This window comes from Curtobacterium sp. SORGH_AS_0776, assembly GCF_031453355.1.
Taxonomy (GTDB): Bacteria; Actinomycetota; Actinomycetes; order Actinomycetales; family Microbacteriaceae; genus Curtobacterium.
Window position 1 is genome coordinate 3,824,977 of the sequence record NZ_JAVIYU010000001.1, and the last position, 17,686, is coordinate 3,842,662.

The 17,686-nt window shown below is 71.7% G+C and carries 16 protein-coding genes and 1 tRNA gene; 7 read left to right on the plus strand and 10 right to left on the minus strand.

The window, feature by feature from the left end; all coding sequences use genetic code 11:
- Positions 1–186: 186 nt before the first annotated feature.
- The 4 genes from QE359_RS18745 to QE359_RS18760 all read right to left on the minus strand — a co-directional run bounded on the left by QE359_RS18745 (position 187) and on the right by QE359_RS18760 (position 4,603).
- Positions 187–276, minus strand: a tRNA-Ser gene (locus QE359_RS18745).
- Between the two features lie 413 nt (positions 277–689).
- A complete protein-coding gene (locus QE359_RS18750; RefSeq protein WP_309780342.1) occupies positions 690–2,126 on the minus strand; it encodes an LCP family protein in 1,437 nt (478 codons plus the stop codon).
- Between the two features lie 195 nt (positions 2,127–2,321).
- Positions 2,322–2,996 (minus strand): GntR family transcriptional regulator, encoded by a 675-nt coding sequence (locus QE359_RS18755; RefSeq protein ID WP_309780343.1) that lies wholly within the window; start codon positions 2,994–2,996, stop codon positions 2,322–2,324.
- Between the two features lie 149 nt (positions 2,997–3,145).
- Positions 3,146–4,603 carry an MFS transporter gene (locus QE359_RS18760; RefSeq protein WP_309780344.1) on the minus strand — a complete coding sequence of 486 codons (1,458 nt, stop codon included), beginning with the start codon at positions 4,601–4,603 and terminating at the stop codon, positions 3,146–3,148.
- Positions 4,604–4,814: 211 nt separating this feature from the next.
- On the opposite strand from QE359_RS18760, the gene QE359_RS18765 reads away from it, so the two are divergent.
- Together QE359_RS18765 and QE359_RS18770 are read left to right on the plus strand one after the other, a co-directional pair.
- Positions 4,815–6,200: a magnesium chelatase gene (locus QE359_RS18765; RefSeq protein WP_309780345.1), complete on the plus strand. Its 1,386-nt coding sequence runs from the start codon at positions 4,815–4,817 to the stop codon at positions 6,198–6,200.
- A complete protein-coding gene (locus QE359_RS18770) occupies positions 6,193–8,205 on the plus strand; it encodes a VWA domain-containing protein (RefSeq protein WP_156794852.1) in 2,013 nt (670 codons plus the stop codon). The genes QE359_RS18765 and QE359_RS18770 overlap by 8 nt, the downstream gene beginning before the upstream one ends.
- A gap of 369 nt (positions 8,206–8,574) precedes the next feature.
- On the opposite strand, the gene QE359_RS18775 is transcribed toward QE359_RS18770, so the two are convergent.
- Genes QE359_RS18775 through QE359_RS18785 form a run of 3 tightly spaced genes read right to left on the minus strand, consistent with a single transcriptional unit; the run spans position 8,575 to position 10,629 of the window.
- The gene (locus tag QE359_RS18775; protein ID WP_309780346.1) at positions 8,575–9,348 is read right to left on the minus strand and encodes an SCO1664 family protein; all 774 of its coding nucleotides are present in this window, start codon (positions 9,346–9,348) and stop codon (positions 8,575–8,577) included.
- Positions 9,345–9,872, minus strand: coding sequence for a DUF3090 domain-containing protein (locus QE359_RS18780; RefSeq protein WP_070418140.1), 528 nt, complete (start codon positions 9,870–9,872; stop codon positions 9,345–9,347). Before QE359_RS18780 ends, QE359_RS18775 begins: the two co-directional genes overlap by 4 nt.
- Before the next feature lie 34 nt (positions 9,873–9,906).
- Complete coding sequence (locus tag QE359_RS18785) at positions 9,907–10,629, minus strand: histidine phosphatase family protein (protein ID WP_309780347.1); 723 nt, start codon at positions 10,627–10,629, stop codon at positions 9,907–9,909.
- Between the two features lie 67 nt (positions 10,630–10,696).
- Here QE359_RS18785 and QE359_RS18790 point away from each other — a divergent pair, with 67 nt between their 5' ends.
- Positions 10,697–11,905, plus strand: a complete 1,209-nt coding sequence (locus tag QE359_RS18790) for an MFS transporter (RefSeq protein WP_309780348.1) — start codon at positions 10,697–10,699, stop codon at positions 11,903–11,905.
- Positions 11,906–11,981: 76 nt separating this feature from the next.
- Positions 11,982–12,410, plus strand: a complete 429-nt coding sequence (locus QE359_RS18795) for a BLUF domain-containing protein (RefSeq protein WP_083295228.1) — start codon at positions 11,982–11,984, stop codon at positions 12,408–12,410.
- A 33-nt stretch (positions 12,411–12,443) separates the two neighbouring features.
- On the opposite strand, the gene QE359_RS18800 is transcribed toward QE359_RS18795, so the two are convergent.
- The 3 genes from QE359_RS18800 to QE359_RS18810 all read right to left on the minus strand — a co-directional run bounded on the left by QE359_RS18800 (position 12,444) and on the right by QE359_RS18810 (position 15,012).
- The gene (locus QE359_RS18800) at positions 12,444–12,761 is read right to left on the minus strand and encodes a hypothetical protein (protein ID WP_309780350.1); all 318 of its coding nucleotides are present in this window, start codon (positions 12,759–12,761) and stop codon (positions 12,444–12,446) included.
- Positions 12,762–12,765: 4 nt separating this feature from the next.
- Positions 12,766–13,377 (minus strand): ScbR family autoregulator-binding transcription factor, encoded by a 612-nt coding sequence (locus tag QE359_RS18805; RefSeq protein WP_309780351.1) that lies wholly within the window; start codon positions 13,375–13,377, stop codon positions 12,766–12,768.
- Between the two features lie 84 nt (positions 13,378–13,461).
- Positions 13,462–15,012 (minus strand): alpha-L-fucosidase, encoded by a 1,551-nt coding sequence (locus tag QE359_RS18810; protein WP_309780352.1) that lies wholly within the window; start codon positions 15,010–15,012, stop codon positions 13,462–13,464.
- A gap of 120 nt (positions 15,013–15,132) precedes the next feature.
- Here QE359_RS18810 and QE359_RS18815 point away from each other — a divergent pair, with 120 nt between their 5' ends.
- The 3 genes from QE359_RS18815 to QE359_RS18825 are packed head-to-tail and all read left to right on the plus strand — an operon-like array spanning position 15,133 to position 17,560.
- Positions 15,133–16,125, plus strand: coding sequence for an aldo/keto reductase (locus QE359_RS18815; RefSeq protein WP_309780353.1), 993 nt, complete (start codon positions 15,133–15,135; stop codon positions 16,123–16,125).
- On the plus strand, positions 16,122–17,132 hold the full coding sequence (locus QE359_RS18820; protein ID WP_309780354.1) for a LacI family DNA-binding transcriptional regulator: 1,011 nt from the start codon (positions 16,122–16,124) through the stop codon (positions 17,130–17,132). Before QE359_RS18815 ends, QE359_RS18820 begins: the two co-directional genes overlap by 4 nt.
- Positions 17,132–17,560: an RbsD/FucU domain-containing protein gene (locus QE359_RS18825; protein WP_071302897.1), complete on the plus strand. Its 429-nt coding sequence runs from the start codon at positions 17,132–17,134 to the stop codon at positions 17,558–17,560. The genes QE359_RS18820 and QE359_RS18825 overlap by 1 nt, the downstream gene beginning before the upstream one ends.
- The last annotated feature ends 126 nt before the right edge of the window (positions 17,561–17,686 follow it).

Sequence of the window (17,686 nt, forward strand, 5' to 3'; positions counted from 1 at the left end):
ACCATTTCTGCTCACGAGATGCGCGGCAGTCACGGCACCCACGCACGGACGGGAGGCGCGGTGCGGGCTGGCACCGCGCCTCCCGACCGGCGGTGGTTGCGCCGCGCACTCGATGCGCTCGGTGCTCCCGGTGTTCCTCGGGAACGACGAAACCCCGGTCCTGGAGGACCGGGGTTTCGTGTGCCGCGGAGACGGAGGGATTTGAACCCTCGGTCCCCTCAAAGGGGACTCCACCTTAGCAGGGTGGTGCACTCGGCCGGACTATGCGACGTCTCCAAGCACTCTCGCGAGCGCTCCCACCACCATACAGGAGGTCGAGCACTGTCTCGACACCGACCCTGCGTCGGGTGCACGGCGGGGTCCCCCGAAGTGGGGACAGTCGGGGGTTGTCCACCCGTACCCCGGTCAATAGCATCGTCGAGGCGCGGCCATCACATTCCGGGGTCTCACCCCGTCGCCGCGACACAGCACCGATGTCGCTCCTGGGCGGCGAGCCCGCCGCGCGCCCGATCGCGCGAGGCTCAGACCGAGGAGTGACCAGGGGGCGCGGCCCACCACCGCGCCCCCGCTCTCGGTGGTTCGGGCGCGCTGGGCGCGCTGGATTCGCGGGCGGTTCTTCGCGCTGGGCGACATCTCACGGGCCGGGGAGCGCGTGGAGTGTCGGTGGGCGCGAAACCTCGGGGACGGTGTCAGGAGCCGAATGCCTTCGAGCAGGTCTGCTCGTCGGCGGACTGCCCCTGCAAGCCGTCGAGGGTCTCGGCCGGAGCCGTCGCCGCGGGGCTGCTCGCGGGCGCGGAGGCTCCACGGGCAGCGGCACCGGATGCACCTGCGCTCGTACCATCCGTACCGAGGTCCGCACCCGAACCGGCAGCCGCGCCCGCGCCGCTCGCACCGGCACTTGACCCCGCGCCGGCAGCCGAGCCGCCGGCGCCCGAGGCCGATCCCGCGGCCGCAGCGGACCCAGCGGCCGACGACCCCGCAGCGGACCCCGCGGCAGACCCCGCGCCCGCCGCGCGCTCCGCCCCGATCCCGGTACTGTCCGCGCCGAGCGAGAACGACTGGTCCGCCCGGATCTTCGCGAACAACTGCGCCGCGAGCTCCGCCGACGGCTGCACCTTCCCCGAGTACACCCCCGTGCCACCGGTCGTCCCCGGGTACTGCACGAAGTTGACCTGCGCGAGCGGGAGGTCCTGGAGCGCCCGCCCCATCTCCACCATCGTGCCGGCGTCGTTCAGGCTCTGCGACAGCTGCATGTTCGAGGCCGCTGCCCGGGCCAGCTTGTACAGGGTGGGCGGCGAGGTGAGGGTGTCGTTCGACTTCACCGTGCGGAGCAGCGAGGACAGGAAGGCCTGCTGGCTGGAGATCCGCCCGAGGTCCGAGCCGTCGCCCACACCGTGCCGGGAGCGGAGGAACGCCAGCGCCTGGTCGCCCTGCAGCGTCGAGGTGCCCTGCGGCAGGTCGAGCCCCGTGTAGCGGTCGTGGATCGGCTGCGCGACGCACACCGGCACACCGCCGATCGCGTTCGACATCTCGATGACGCCCTGGAACGACACCGCCGCCGAGTACTGCACGTCGAGGCCGGTCAGCCCCTGCACGGTCTGCACGACGCAGTTCAGCCCGCCCTCGCCCCACGCGCTGTTGATCGGCTGCGCAGCCATGGCGGGGGTCGTCCCGGAGCCGTCCTGCTTGCGGCACGCAGGGATCGGCGTGACGAGGTCGCGCGGGATGCTCACCGCGGTGGCGTTGGTGTGGTCGGCCGAGACGTGCAGCAGGATGTTGACGTCGTTCAACGTGGCGTCGCGTTCGCCGTACGCCGTGCCCTGCTCGGGGTCGTTGTCCGTGCCGACGACCAGCATGTTGAAGCCGCCCTGGTACGAACTCAGCGCTGCCGGTCCCTTCGCCGGCTGCGCTGACTGCCCCTGGATCGCGACGCCGTCGCCGAAGTCGTCGGTGACCTGCTTGGCGGCGATCGCGGCGACCGACGCCGTGCTCACGAGGGCGACCGCGGCCACGCCGGAGAGCGCCTTCATCGCGGTGCCGACGGGGTTGCGGTGCCGGAGACGTCCGTGCCGTGCGATCCCGGTCGCTCGGTTCAGCCGGTGGGATCGGTCGCGGACGTCGTTCACGGGCACTCCTGTCGTGTGCGGACACGGTGCGTGCTCGAGCGGACGAGCACGCGGGTAGTGCCCTCCCTGTCGGGCACCGAGGGGTCCCGCGCTGGCCCGGTCGATCCCGGTGCCGCGGGGACGGCAACCGGACCACCCTGCCATGCGCCCGCCTGTCGATTCAGTGCGAGCGGCCCCGGAATCCGCGGTGAGTGCTCACGCTGCCGCCCGGAACCGTTCCGGCAGGCCGATCAGGGCATCGGCGAGCTCGACGAGTGCCACCGCGCACTCGTCGAGCGCGTCCCGCTCGGCCGCGGCGGTCGCGCGTTCGGCGATCTTCCGGCGTTCCCGACGAGCGACCACGGCGTCGATCCCGTTCGCCAGCGCCACGTCGTCCGTGAAGAACGCGTCGAGCACGGCACGCTGCGACAGGAGCCAGTCGGCACTGACGGCTGCACCGCTCCGGCGGAGCCACCACGAACCGAGCTCGACGAAGACCCCGCCCTCGGTCACGCACTCGCGGAGCCAGGCGACGTCGAAGCGATCCGCGCACCGCACCGCGCCGGCCGGGGGTTCGGTGATCATCGTCCGCGCGATCCGGATCCGCTCGATCATGTGGTCGACGGTCCAGTGCGCGACGACCACCCCGACGTACCGCTGCACCGAGACGAGCCGCAGGTTCTCGAGCGGCACGAGCGCTTCGCGCACCGGCGTCCGGGACACCCGCATGTCCGCCGCGATCGTGTCGAGCCGGATCCGCTGGCCACGGCGGTAGACCCCGCGCAGCACGTTGTCGAGCAGCCGCGCGAAGACCGCGTCCCGCAGCAGACTGCGTCGGATGCCGTGCGGGTCGTCGTCGTCGCGACCCGGTCGGTGCTGTGCTCGCTCCATGCCGCCAGGATCACGCACGGCCCACGCCGCCGGCTTCGCGAGTGGTCGGCCCGTGGACCGTGCAGGACACTGTCGTGCTGTGGAGGACTGCCATGCGAGGACGATGACAGACCCCGGAGCGCGGCGCTAAACACTCCGCATACGGAATACTACTTCCGCGCCGCGTCCGCTTCCTTGGTCAGGACCGACAGGGGTTGCGTGACGTCCTCGAGTCCCTTCCGGGCCGCGTCGACGCCGAAGATCAGCGCCACGACACCGCCCGCGATCATCACCGCGGACCCGAGCAGGTACCCCCAGAACAGCGGCTCGCGGGACGACCCGTCGCCGATGAGCGCACCGTAGATGAGCGGCGCGACGGCACCGAAGATCTGCGCCAGCGCGAAGAAGTACGAGATCGCCTGCGACCGGAGCTCGAGCGGGAAGATCTCGCTCACGGTCAGGTAGGCGCTCGAGGCACCGGCCGAGGCGAAGAAGAACGAGATGCACCAGAAGACGACCTGCACCGGCGCGGTGATCGCATCGGCCTGGAACAGGAACGCCGAGGTGGCGAGCACGAGCCCGGACACCAGGTACGTCGAGAAGATCATCTGCCGACGACCCCAGGTGTCGAAGAACCGACCGAGGATGATCGGTCCGAGCAGGTTGCCGATCGCGAACGGGAAGAAGTACACGCTCGTCTCGGCGGTCTTCAGGCCGAAGAAGTTCGTGAGCACCAGTGCGTAGGTGAAGAAGATCGCGTTGTAGAGGAACGCCTGCGTGATCATCATCGTCGCGCCGACCAGGGTCCGGGTCGGGTACTGCCGGAACAGCACCTTCACGATCGTCCGGAACTTCACGTTGTCCGTCGGCGTGACGGTCATCGCCTTGGACTCGTCGACCTCCGGCAGCCGGTGCCCGGTGGACTTCTCGACCGACTCCTCGATCTGCGTGACCGTCGCCTCGGCTTCCTCTTCACGTCCGTGCGTCATGAGCCACCGCGGACTCTCCGGGATGTGCCGCCGCAGGAAGATGATCGCGATGCCGAGCACCGGGCCGAGGAAGAAGCCGATGCGCCAGCCGATGTTCTCGGCGAAGTTGGCCGTGTCGAGCAGGTAGATGTTCGCGAACGCGCCGAGTGCCGCGCCGCCCCAGTAGGTGCCGTTGATCGCGATGTCGACGTGCCCGCGGTACTTCGCGGGGATGAGCTCGTCGATCGCCGAGTTGATCGCCGCGTACTCGCCGCCGATGCCGAGCCCGGCGACGAACCGGAAGGCCGCGAGGAACCAGAAGTCCTGCGCGAGCCCCGCGATGCCGGAGCCGATGAGGTAGATGGCCAGCGTGAGGATGAAGAGCTTCCGACGACCCAGCCGGTCGGACATCCGACCGAAGACGATCGCGCCGACGACCTGGCCGACGAGGTAGATGGTGCCGAGCGAGGTCACCTGCTGCGTCGACAGGTCCAGGTCGGCCTGGAACCCGGCGTTCGACACGATCTGGATCTCGAGGCCGTCGAGGACCCACGAGACACCGAGTCCCACCACGACGCTCCAGTGGAACCGTGTCCACGGCAGTCTGTCCATCCTGGCGGGGACCAGGCTCTTGATCGCCCCGTTCGTCGTGCTGCTCACGAGAGGGGAACGTACGCCCAGATCGACGAGATGGTTCAGATCCGGAAACGAACGGGTCCCGGGCCCGGAGCCGGATCCCCCTAATCGAATCCGGCTCGATGCCGGTTCCTCAATAATTGCAATTGCTATGAAAACTCACAAGCAGGAGGCCAGGAGGCGCGGTGCCAGCTGGCACCGCGCCTCCTGGCCCGAACGGCGTAACCTCGAAGAGGTGACCCGACCCGACATCAGAACGGTCGGCGAGCTCCGCACCTCTGGCCACGTCCAGAAGACGGTCCGCGCCGAGATCCGCGACAACCTGCTCAGCGCCCTCCGCGAGGGGCGCGACCCCTGGCCCGGCCTCCACGGCTTCGCCACCACCGTCGTCCCGCAGCTCGAACGCGCCCTGATCGCCGGGCACGACGTCGTCCTGCTCGGCGAACGCGGACAGGGCAAGACCCGACTCCTCCGCACCCTGCAGGGCCTGCTCGACGAGTGGACGCCGGTCATCACCGGCTCCGAACTCGGCGAGCACCCGTACGAACCGATCACGACCGCGAGCATCCGCCGGGCCGCGGACCTCGGCGACGCCCTGCCCATCAGCTGGCGGCACCGCGACGACCGCTACGTCGAGAAGCTCGCGACGCCGGACACGAGCGTCGCGGACCTCATCGGCGACGTCGACCCGATGAAGGTCGCCGAGGGCCGCAGCCTGGGTGACCCCGAGACCATCCACTTCGGCCTCGTCCCCCGGGGCCATCGCGGCATCGTCGCCATCAACGAGCTCCCCGACCTCGCCGAGCGCATCCAGGTCGCGATGCTCAACGTGATGGAAGAGCGCGACGTCCAGATCCGCGGCTACGTCCTGCGGCTCCCGCTCGACGTGCTCGTGGTCGCCAGCGCGAACCCCGAGGACTACACGAACCGCGGTCGGATCATCACCCCGCTGAAGGACCGCTTCGGCGCCGAGATCCGCACCCACTACCCGATCGAGCTCGAGGACGAGATCGCCGTGATCCGCCAGGAGGCGCGGCTCACCGCCGACGTGCCGGACGCGCTGGTCGAGATCCTCGCCCGGTTCACGCGTGCCCTGCGCGGATCGAGTGCGGTCGACCAGCGCAGCGGCGTCAGCGCCCGCTTCGCGATCGCCGGCGCGGAGACGATCTCCGCCGCCGCGGTGCACCGCGCTGCGCGGCAGGGCGAGGAGCACGCGGTGGCGCGGCCGATCGACCTCGAGACCGCGATCGACGTCCTCGGCGGGAAGATCGAGTTCGAGAACGGCGAGGAGGACCGCGCCGACGAGGTGCTCGAGCACCTGCTCCGGACCGCGACCGCCGAGACCGTCCGGGCGCGCTTCCGCGGGCTCGACTTCGCGGTCCTCGTCGAGGCGCTCGACGGGGGCACGATGGTGACCACGGGTGAGCAGGTCAGCGCCCGCGCCTTCCTCGAGGGCCTGCCGTCGATCGGCGAGTCCGACCTGTACGACCAGATCTGCGAACGGCTCGGTGCGACCGACGACGGCGAGCGTGCCGGCGCCATCGAACTCGCGCTCGAGGGGCTGTACCTCGCCCGGAGGATCAGCAAGGAGTCCGGCGGGGGCGAAGCCGTCTATGGCTAGGGCGAACCGACGCCTGGCGCGGGACGCGCGCTACGGGAAGTACGAGGACGGCCCGGACCCGCTCGCTCCCCCGGTCGACCTGGCCGAGGCGCTCGACGCCATCGGCGAGGACGTCATGGGCGGGACCTCGCCCGAGCGTGCCATCCGGGAGTACCTGCGCCGCGGCGGTCAGGACCAGCGCGGCCTCGACGACCTGGCCCGCCGCGTGGCCGAGCGACGTCGCGAGCTGACGGCGAAGAACAACCTCGACGGCACCCTGCAGCAGGTCAAGCAGCTGCTCGACGAGGCCGTGCTCGCGGAACGCGGACAACTCGCCCGCGACACCGAGATCGACGACGGCGACCGAGCCCTCGCCGAGATGCAGCTCGACAGCCTGTCACCGTCGCCCGCCACCGCGGTGCAGGAGCTGAGCGGCTACGACTGGACGAGCCCGACCGCGCGCCAGAAGTACGAGGAGATCAAGGACCTGCTCGGCCGCGAGGTGCTCGACCAGCGGTTCGCCGGCATGAAGCAGGCGCTCGAGGGCGCCACCGACCAGGACCGCGAGGACGTCGCCGCGATGATGCGCGACCTCAACACCCTGCTCGAGGACCACCGTGCGGGGACGGACACGCAGGAGCAGTTCGACGCGTTCATGGCCGAGCACGGGCAGTACTTCCCGTCGGACCCGCAGAACGTCGAGGAACTGCTCGACGACCTCGCTGCCCGGGCGGCCGCGGCGCAGCGCATGCGCAACTCGATGACCCAGGAGCAGCGCGACGAGCTCGACGCCCTCGCCCAGCAGGCGTTCGGCTCCCCCGACCTGATGGGACAGCTCGCCCAGCTCGACGACACCCTCCGCTCGCTCCGGCCGGGCGAGGACTGGGGCGGCTCCGAGCGGATGGAGGGCGAGCAGGGACTCGGCCTCGGCGACGGGACCGGGGTGTTCCAGGACATCGCCGACCTCGACGCCCTCGCCGACCAGATCGCGCAGGCCGGACCGGGCTCCGACCTCGACGACCTCGACCTCGACGCCCTCGGCCGCCAGCTCGGGAACGACGCTGTCGTCGACGCGAGGACCCTGCAGCAGCTCGAGAAGGCCCTGCGCAACTCCGGTGCGATGCGCCGCGGTGCCGACGGGCAGCTCCGGCTCACCCCGAAGGCGATGCGGCAGCTCGGGAAGAGCCTGCTCCGGGACGTCGCCGAGCGCATGTCCGGCCGCCAGGGCGCCCGAGACCTCCGCCGCTCCGGTGCGTCCGGCGAACCCTCCGGTGCGACCCGGCAGTGGCAGTACGGCGACACCGAGCCGTGGGACGTCACGCGGTCGATCACGAACGCGCTCACCCGCACCGCTGCCTCGGGACGGATGGGTCCCGGCGTCCGCCTGGAGATCGACGACGTCGAGGTGCAGGAGACCGAGGCGCGGACGCAGGCCTGTGTCGCACTGCTCGTCGACACGTCGTTCTCGATGGCGATGGAGGACCGGTGGGTGCCGATGAAGCGCACCGCGCTCGCACTCCACACCCTCGTGTCCACGCGCTTCCGCGGCGACGACCTGCAGCTCATCGCCTTCGGCCGCGAAGCCGAGGTGATGGAGATCGAGCAACTCGTCGGCCTCGACGCGATGTGGGACAAGGGCACCAACCTCCACCACGCCTTGCTGCTCGCGAACCGGCACTTCCGGAAGCACCCGACCGCCCAGCCCGTGCTGCTCATCGTCACCGACGGCGAGCCCACCTCCCACCTCGAACCGAACGGCCAGGTGTGGTTCGGGTACCCGCCGGACCCGATCACGATCGCGCTGTCCGTCCGGGAGCTCGAGAACGCCGGACGACTCGGCGCGCAGACGACCTTCTTCCGGCTCGGCGACGACCCGGGGCTGGCGCGCTTCATCGACGCGATGGCGAAGCGGGTGGACGGCAAGGTCGTCGCGCCCGAGAACGACGACCTCGGCGTCGCGGTGGTCGGGTCGTACCTGGGATCGCGCCGCGGTGGAGCGCTCTTCCGGGACGACTGGACAATCTGACGGCAGGGTCTGTTCCTCCGGCGATCTCGGTCGTATGCTGACGCCACAGCTGCCCCAGACCCCGGCCGCGATCACCGCTCCACCTGACCGACCTCGTCGGTGAACCGACCTCGTCGGTGAACCGACCACGTCGGTACACCGATGCTGTCGGTACACCGACAGCGTCGGTGAGGTGGTGATGACCGACCGATGGCACCTGATCCGTCCTCGGCCGGTCGACCCCCGTGGGGTCCCGGAGGGCAACGGCGCGCTCCGTCCGACCGCCATGGGTCACCGCGCCCCGGCAGGCGGGACGCGGTAGGGGTCGGTGGGTTCCGCACCCGACGGAACCCGCCGACCCGATCTCCGCGCCGGCGGCCGAGCGCTTCGCTAGAAGAGCGGCCAGGGCACGGCGGGGCCGTGTCCCGGTGGCGGCGGGAACAGCCCGACCGCCCGCAGCGCCGCGCACCGGGCGCGCAGGGTGTCGACCTCGGCCACGGTGAGGTGCTCGTCGAGTGCGGCACCCAGATCGCCCTGCAGCGCGTCGGTCACCCGGTCGATGCCCTCGAGCTCGTCCGCGTCGAGCGGTTCGCCGATCCACCCCCACAGCACCGAGCGCAGCTTGTGCTCGACGTGGAAGGTCAGCCCGTGGTCGACGCCGAAGCGGTGACCGTCCGGCATCGCGAGGACGTGCCCGCCCTTGCGGTCGGCGTTGTTCACCACGACGTCGAACACCGCCATCCGCCGCAGTGCGGTCGTGTCCTCGTGCACGAGGGTCACCGGACGGTCCGCTTCGTCGATCGCCTCGAGCACCGGCCGCCAGCGGGGTGCGCCGTCGCCGGACAGCTCGGCCTCGGCGTCCTCGGTGGGGACGAGGTCGACCGCGTCCTGCTCGGGATCGACGTCCTGCCACCGCTGGACCATGCCGCGGCCGAACGGCCCCTCGCCCATCCACGTCGGGGGGACGACGTCCCAGCCGAACGCCTCGGACACGAGGTACGCCGCGACCTCTCGATCGGCGAGGGTGCCGTCCGGGAAGTCCCAGAGCGGTCGCTCCCCCTCGATCGGCTTGTAGACGACCGCCTCGCCGTCGAGGTCGGCGAGGAAGGTGGCGTTCGAGGCTTCCCGGATGCGTGCCCGGATGGACAGCGACCCGTCGCTCATGCGGCCCCTGGCGGACGGCCGGCGGCCACGATCTCCCGCGTGCGCTCGACGAACGCGCGAGCGGTGCCGACCGGGATCTTCACCTGGAACAGCTCGGCGGGCTCGGGGATCTCGACCACGGCCTCGATCTCCTCGCCGTCCTCGGTCGTCTCGGCGACGATCTCGAGCTCGTCGTCGATGGGGTACGCCTCGATCACGACCTGAGCGGTCGCGGGGTCGAACCCGAGGCTCAGGGCGCCGGCACGGAACTCGGCCTCGACCGGCTGGTCGAGCGGTTCACCGTCACGGAGTTCTGCGGGCGCGGATGGCGGGACGCTGAACCGGTTGTCCTCGACGGTCGCGACCTCGTCCAGGAGCTCGTCGATCTTGTCCGCGAGGACGGCCGACTGCTCCTTCTCGAGCGCGACGCTCGTGACACGGCGGCCGTCACGCGCCTGGATGTAGAAGGACCGCTCGCCCGGACGGCCGACGGTCCCGACGACGAGACGGTCCGGCCAGTCGAAGCCGTGCACGATGGTGGGCATACCCCGCATTGTAGGAGCGCCGGGCGACAGTCGTTCAGGCTCCGGCAGGAGCGGTCCCGGTGGCGGGGTCGTCGTGGCCGGCGCCGCCCCCGACCGCGGCGTCCGCGCTCGGCGCCGGTGCGGCCGCGAGCCACGTCAGGTCACCCGACTCGGTGTTCGAGGCGACGACCTCGGGACGGTGCTCGCCGTAGCGCACGATGGACACCGACGCCGGTCCGACCGCGATGCGCTGGAACAGGTCGAGGTGCATGCCGAGCGCGTCGGCGAGCACGGACTTGATCACGTCGCCGTGGCTCACCGCGACCCACACGGCGCCCGGACCGTGGGCGGCCTCGACCTCGGCGTCGATCCGGCGGACGGCGCCGACCGCGCGCGACTGCATCCCCTGCATGGACTCCCCGCCGGGGAACACGACGGCGCTCGGGTTCGCCTGGACCGTCCGCCAGAGCGGCTCCTTCGCGAGGTCCGCGAGCTTCCGGCCCTGCCAGTCGCCGTAGTCGCACTCCGTGATCGCCCGCTCGATGCGGGTCTCCGGATCGCCCGCCTGGCGTCCGAGCAGCGCGCGGGCTGTCTGCCGACACCGTTCGAGCGGGCTGGACACGACCACGGCGAGCGGGACCGCGGCGAGTCGCCCGGCCGTCCGTGCGGCCTGTTCGCGACCGACGGCGTCGAGCGCCACCCCTGCCGTCCGTCCGGCGAGGACGCCGGTCGCGTTCGCGGTGGTGCGTCCGTGCCGGACGAGGAGGACGGTCGCCATGTGCCCGATCCTAGGCCGCCGACCGCGTTCCCTTGACTCGACCACGGTGGGACGTTCTGATGGACCCATGATCGAGCGCCACCGCGCGGCACTCTTCGCCACGTCGACGATGACCGGGTTCGGGATCGCCTCGTGGATCACGCGCACGCCCGCGATCCGCGACGCGCTCGGGGCCTCGATCGAGGCGATGGGCATCGTCATCCTCGGGCTCTCGATCGGCTCGATGATCGGGATCCTCGGCGCCGGTGTGCTCGTCCGGCGACTCGGGACCCGGCCGCTCATCGTCCTCGGCGGGGTCCTGCCCGTCGTCGGCATGCTCCTCGTCGCCCTGTCCGCCCCCGCGCAGCTCGCCGCCGGGGTGTGGGGCGGGCTGTTCCTCATCGGCTTCGGGTCCGGCGTCGCCGAGATCGGCCTGAACGTCGAGGCGGCCGCGGTCGAACGGCGGATCGGTCGGCCGGTCGTCCCGCTGCTCCACGCCTGCTTCAGTCTCGGCACGGTCCTCGGCGGGGTGGCGGGCATCGCGGTGACCGCTGCCCGGACGCCGGTCCTCACGCACCTGCTCGGCGCCACCGTCGTCATGGCCGCACTCGCCGCGTTCGCCGCCCTGAACCTCCGTCCGGTCCCCCGCGCTGCGCCCGAGGCGTCGTCCGCGGCCGCACCGGCTCCGCGGCTCCGGGCCGTGCTCACGGTGCAGGTGCTGCTCATCGCCGTGATCACCCTGGCGATGGCGTTCGCCGAGGGTGCCGCGAGCGACTGGCTCCCGCTGCTCATGACGACCGACCACGGCGCCCCCGAGGCCGTCGGGTCCCTGGTCTTCACCGGCTTCGCCCTCGCGATGTTCGTCGGGCGGACGGCCGGCACGCCCCTCGTCGCCCGGTTCGGTCGCGCCCCGGTCGTCCGGGTGTGCGCCGCGGTCGGCACCGTCGGCGTGCTGCTCGTCGTGGTGTCGCCGAGCCCCGTGCTGACCGCGGCCGCCGCCGGGGTGTGGGGTCTCGGCATCGCCCTCGGCTTCCCCCTCGCGATCTCGGCCGCCGGCGACCACCCGACCGATGGTGATCGACGGGTGTCCGTCGTCGCGACCGCGGGCTACATCGCGTTCCTGGCGGGTCCTCCGGCACTCGGGTTCCTCGGCGAGCACCTCGGCCTGCAGGCGGCGATGCTCGTCCCCGCCGCACTCCTCGTCGTGGCGCTGCTCGCCGCCCCGGCGACCCGGAACCGCACCACGCTCGACGTGCGGGAGCCCCCGGTCGGCGCACCGGCCCCGTCCGCGGACTGACGGGACGGTTCCGACCACGGACTACGTGTAGCGGACACCATTTCGTGTCGTCGGCGGCCCGCGCCAAGATGGAGCCGTGCTCGTCTCCATCGTCTACATGAGCCGGGCGGCCACCCCCTTCGACGACGCCGCCCTGACCGAACTCCTGCGTGGGTCGCGGCTCCGGAACGAGGCGCTGGGGGTCTCCGGCATCCTGCTGGCGAAGGACGGCCGCTTCATGCAGCTGCTCGAGGGCCCGGCGTGGAGCGTGGACGACCGGTTCGCCGCGATCGCGCGCGACCCCCGCCACGGTGAGGTGAAGTCGCTCGTGCGCGAGGACATCGAACGCCGTCGGTTCGACGGCTGGTCGATGGCCTACCGGTCGCTCGACGACTCCGACATCGCCGCCGAGGAGGGCTTCAGCCCGTTCCTCACGGACGGCGTCGACTTCCCGCGGTCCTTCGACCGCACGAGCGCGGCCTGGCTGCTGAAGTGGTTCCGCGACCGCGAGCTCCACGACCGCTGACCCGCAGCAGCCCGGCCCCCGTGCCGTCCCGCGTCAGTGCGCTCGTCGGCGCCGGACACGGGTGACCGCGGCCGCACTGCCCGCAGCGGCGAGCACGACCAGCCCGAGCGCACCGACGCCCAGGCCGAACACCCCGAGGATCCCGGCGCCGATGTTCGCGCCGCCACCGTCGTCGACCGTGACGAACAGGGACCAGAGCGTCACCGCGACGGCGATGAACCCGACCGCGAGCAGCACGGTCGCGACGACGTGCAGCGCGACGACGCTCGCGGACCACCCCACCCGCTCGACCCCGGACGTCGCGAGCGCCGGGTCGCCGTAAGGAGGGGTGTCGTGCTCGCTGGTGCCCACAGCGTCAGTCTGCCGTGCCGAACGCGTCCGCCACGACCCCCAGCAAGCGGGGCCGGTGCCGAGGGTCCGCGACGGCGGTGAGCACCATCCGCCACATCGTCGCGACCGCGGGGAAGAGGTCCTGCCGGCCGGTCCGCACCGCCGAGACGAGCTGGACCCCGGTGAACATCGGGACGACGGTCGCGCCGAGCTGCTCGGGTGTGAGGTCCGTCCGGAGTTCGCCGCTCGCGATCGCGAGGCGGAACAGGTCGCTGATCCCACCGATCCACTGGTCGTAGAAGGCGGCGGTCGCGGCACCGAACTCGCCGCGTTCGAGCGAGAGCCGGATGCCGGCGCTCACGACGGGGTCGGTCAGCAGCATGCGGGCGATGCCCCGGGAGGCCCGGACGAGCGCCTCGGCGGGCGACGCGTCGTGGTGGCTCACGACGTCGAACGTCCGCACGTTCTGTTCGTCGATCACGCCGAGCGCGAGGGACAGCTTGGTGGGGAAGTGGAAGTGCAGGGCGCCCTGCGAGACGCCCGCCTCGCGGGCGACGGCCGCGATCGTCGTGGCGGCGAAGCCGACACGCTCGAACTCACGGGCGGCGGCCTCCAGGATCAGTGCGCGTCGTTCCACGCTTTAAGTGTCACGGACTGGAGGCGCGGTGCGGGCCCGCACCGCGCCTCCAGTCCGAGGGGGGGTCACCGTCGGACCGCTCGCTCACCCGTGCAGCGAGTCGGTTCGCTCCTGCCGCTCCTCCGGACGCAGCCAGACCTTCACGACCGGGCCGGAATCGGGATCGGTGCCGGTAGGCACCACGACCTCGAGCGCCGTGGCGGTCTGCGTCCACTGCACCTCGCCCTCGGCGCCGAGCACCTCGACGCTGCGGATCGGCCGTCTGAGCAGGTTCGTCCCGCTGCCGAACGAGCGGATGCGCGCGACACCGGCCGCCGGGTCGGCGAGCAGGACCGCGTAGACGTACTCGCCGGTGACGTCGTGGCGGGTGGTGAACCGGACGTCCTCGGACGTGTAGGCCGGAGCGGCGCCGTCGACGAACGACCCCGCCTGGACGTGCGTCGGACCCTCGCCGAAGACGCGCCAGGGACGGGTGCCGTAGATCGCCTCGCCGTTGGCGGTCAACCACCGGCCGATGCCCTCCAGCAGCCGCTGCTCGGGCTCGGCGATCGTGCCGTCCGGCTTCGGGCCGACGTTGAGCAGGAGGACGCCGTTCTTCGCGACGACGTCGACGAGCTCGGCGACGAGGTCGCGCGCGGTCTTGTAGTCGTGCCCCTCGATCCAGCACCAGGCGGACTTGGACACCGAGGTGTCGTTCTGCCAGACGACCGGCGGGATGTCCCCCATCGCACCGCGCTCGATGTCGTAGACCGCGGAGCCGTCCGCGAACGCCTGCCACTTGTAGTTGATGACGACCTCGCGCCCCCACTCGGCGGCACGGTTGTAGTAGTACGCGGCGAGGGTGCGCAGCCACGGCTCGAACGCTGGCTGCTCGATCCACCAGTCGAACCAGAGCACCTGCGGCCGGTACTTGTCGATGACCTCGACGGTCCGGAGCAACCAGTCCTCGAGGTGTCGCTCGTTCGGCGCGGTCTCCTCGCGCTGGGCCGGGCCGTAGAAGTCGATGAACCGCGGGTCGAGCACGTCCGAGTCGAACCGGGCGCCCCCGTTCATGAAGAACCAGTGCTCGGCCCGGTGCGAGGAAGCGCCGCGGACCATGAACGCGTCGTCGACCGCTTGGAGCAGGTCGCCGAACACGTCGCGCTCCGGCCCCATCCGCGCCGCGCTCCACCGGGAGCGGTCGGTGTCGTACATCGCGAAGCCGTCGTGGTGCTCGGCGACGGGGACCACGAACTGCGCCCCCGCGCGACGGAACAGGGTCGCCCAGTCCTGCGGGTCGAAGTGCTCCATCGTGAACGACGGGATGAAGTCCTTGTAGCCGAACTCCGACTGCGGTCCGTAGGTGGCCACGTGGTGCTCGAACTCGGGGGTGCCCGCGCGGTACATGTCCCGCGAGTACCACTCGTTCCGGAAGGCCGGCACCGAGTAGACGCCCCAGTGCAGGAAGACCCCGAACTTGGCGTCCTCGTACCAGCGCGGTGGCGTGTACCCGCGGAGCGACTCCCAGGTCGCCTCGTACGGACCGGCGGCGACGACCTCGGCGACGGCGGCGAGCGCCACCGAGTTGTCGCTGACGTCGACCGGCGCCGGCAGGGCTGCCGGGTCGATCCGTGGCAGGTCGTGGGGTTCGGGCATGACTCCTCCTCGAGTCGAGCGAAACGTTTCGTCCTGGAGACGGTTCTACGGTAGCGTGCATTGCACCCGCATGGGTGAAACGTTGAGTGATGCGCGACGACGCGCAGGAAGCAGGCCACCGTGGACGTCCCGACGAGCCGACCCCTGCGGACCGGCGCACGCATCCCGACGATCGGGCTCGGCACGTTCGGCTCCGACCGGTACGGCCCGGACGAGGTGGCGGCGGCGGTCCGCGGCGGCCTCGACGCCGGCTACCGGTTGGTCGACTGCGCCTCCGTCTACGGCAACGAGCCCGAGGTCGGCGTGGCGATCGCGGCGAGCGGTGTCCCGCGCGAGGACCTCTTCGTGATGTCGAAGGTCTGGAACGACGCGCACGACCCGGCCGATGCGGTCGCGTCGGTCGAGCGATCACTCCGGGACCTGCGGGTCGACCACCTCGACGCGGTGTTCGTGCACTGGCCGTTCCCGAACCACCACGCGCCGCACGCCTCGGTCGAGGACCGCGACCGGTCGGCCCGCCCCTACGACCACGCCGCGTACCTCGCGCTCTGGCGGTCGCTCGAGGGGCTCGTCGACGCCGGACTGGTCCGGCACCTCGGCACGTCGAACACGACGGTCCCGAAGCTGCGGCTGCTGCTCCGCGACGCCCGGGTCCTCCCCGCGCTCAACGAGATGGAGCTGCACCCGACGTTCCAGCAACCGGAGCTGTTCGACTTCTGCCGCGCGAACGACATCCAGCCCGTGGGTTACTCGCCGCTCGGGTCACCGTCCCGCCCGGAGCGCGACCGCGAGGACGACGACCCCGTGGACGTCGACCACCCCGTCGTCCGGCGGATCGCCGAGGCGCACGGCGTGCACCCCGCCGTGGTCTGCCTCAAGTGGGCGGTCGCGCGCGGGCAGGTCCCGATCCCGTTCTCGGTGAAGCCCGAGCAGTACCGCGCGAACCTCGACGGCGCGCTGACGGACCCGCTCACCGACGAGGAACTCCGGGCGATGCAGGACGTCGACCACGGCGTCCGGCTCATCAAGGGGCAGGTGTTCCTGTGGTCGGGCGCCGACAGCTGGCACGACCTGTGGGACGAGGACGGCACGATCCCCGGGGGCGTCGGGTGACGGCGACCTACAAGGACCTGCAGCGGGCGACGGGGCTCTCGCTCGCGACGATCTCGAAGTTCTACAACGGCGGCACCGTTCGTGACGAGAACGCACAGGCGATCGAACGGGCCGCGGCGACGCTCGGGTTCCGTCCCAACGGGTTCGCCCGGAGCCTGCGCTCCCGGCGGTCCGGCACGATCGGCGTCCTGCTGCCCGCGCTCGACAACGACTTCCACCTCACCGTGATCGCCGGGGTCGAGAGCGCACTCCGGGCGCACGGGACGAGCGTCATCGTCTCGTCGAGCCCGGACGCCGCCGCGGGCGCGGTCGACCTGCTCCTCAGCCGGATGGTGGACGGCATCATCGCGGTGCCGTCGGACCACGACGTCGAGGCGCTGGCGCGTGCGGCCGAGCGCGTGCCGGTCGTGCAGATCGACTGGCGTGCGGACGCCCTCGCCGCCGACGGCGTCTTCCTCGACAACCGCGGCGCCGGCGCCCTCGCCGCCCGGCACCTGCTCGACCACGGGCACCGCCGGGTCGGGGTCGTCGCGGGTGACCCCGCGGTCTCCACCATGCGGGAGCGCACCGCGGGCTTCCGTGCGGTGGTCGAACGGGAGGGCGGTGTCCTCGGACCGGACTCGGTCGTCGAGGGGCCCCTCACGGTGCAGCACGGGCAGGCGGCGATGCAGCGGCTCCTCGTGCAGCCGGACCGCCCGACCGCGGTCTTCTGCGCGAACTACGAACTCACCCTCGGAGCCGTCATCGCGCTGAACGAGTCCGGGCTGACCCTCGGCCGGGAGCTCTCCGTGCTCGGGTTCGACGGCCTCGAACTCGCCCAGGCCACCGTCCCGAAGCTCACCGTCATCGTGCAGCCCACGCACGAGCTCGCCGTCCGCGCCGCCGACCTGATCCACGCGCGCCTGACGGACCCCGACGCCGACCCGGCTCCCGTCGACGTCGTCGTCGCACCCCGTCTGGTCGCCGGTGGATCGGTCGCCCGACTCGTCACCCCCACGGAGGCATGATGCTGCGCTACACCCTCACCCACCAACCGACGCTGAGCGCGCTCGCGTCGCTCGGGCACGGCTCCAAGGTGCTGGTCGCCGACGGGAACTACCCGTTCGCGACGGCAATGCGGCCCGGCGCCGCGCTCGTGCACCTCAACTTCCGCCCCGGACTGCTCGACGTCGACGAGGTCCTGACGACCCTGCTCGACGCGGTCCCGGTCGAGGCGGCGACGGTCATGGAGGCTCCGGCGGACACCGTCGTAGCAGCGCACGAGGGCTACCGGCGCATCCTCGGGCCGGACGTGCCGCTCGGTGCGCTCGACCGGTTCGCGTTCTACGACGCGGTCCGGGCGCCCGAGACCGGGTTGGTCATCGCGACCGGCGACCAGCGCTCGCACGCGAACCTGCTGCTCGAGATCGGGTTCCAGCGCGCGCCGGAGCGGTAGGGCGCGCGGGCGCGGGCGGCGGGGCGGGCGCGGTCGGGCGCGGGCGTGAGTGCGCGCGCTGACGACCACTGCGCGCGTTCCACCACGCGCAGTCGTCGTCAGGGTGCGCACGTCCGCGCGTCGGCG

Excerpts from the sequence above, each read along its gene's own strand:
- QE359_RS18755 (WP_309780343.1), bottom strand. The coding sequence starts at position 2,996 with ATGGAGCGAGCACAGCACCGACCGGGTCGCGACGACGACGACCCGCAC.
- QE359_RS18790 (WP_309780348.1), top strand. The coding sequence starts at position 10,697 with ATGATCGAGCGCCACCGCGCGGCACTCTTCGCCACGTCGACGATGACC.
- QE359_RS18775 (WP_309780346.1), bottom strand. The coding sequence starts at position 9,348 with ATGAGCGACGGGTCGCTGTCCATCCGGGCACGCATCCGGGAAGCCTCG.
- QE359_RS18810 (WP_309780352.1), bottom strand. The coding sequence starts at position 15,012 with ATGCCCGAACCCCACGACCTGCCACGGATCGACCCGGCAGCCCTGCCG.
- QE359_RS18780 (WP_070418140.1), bottom strand. The coding sequence starts at position 9,872 with ATGCCCACCATCGTGCACGGCTTCGACTGGCCGGACCGTCTCGTCGTC.
- QE359_RS18770 (WP_156794852.1), top strand. The coding sequence starts at position 6,193 with ATGGCTAGGGCGAACCGACGCCTGGCGCGGGACGCGCGCTACGGGAAG.
- QE359_RS18785 (WP_309780347.1), bottom strand. The coding sequence starts at position 10,629 with ATGGCGACCGTCCTCCTCGTCCGGCACGGACGCACCACCGCGAACGCG.
- QE359_RS18825 (WP_071302897.1), top strand. The coding sequence starts at position 17,132 with ATGCTGCGCTACACCCTCACCCACCAACCGACGCTGAGCGCGCTCGCG.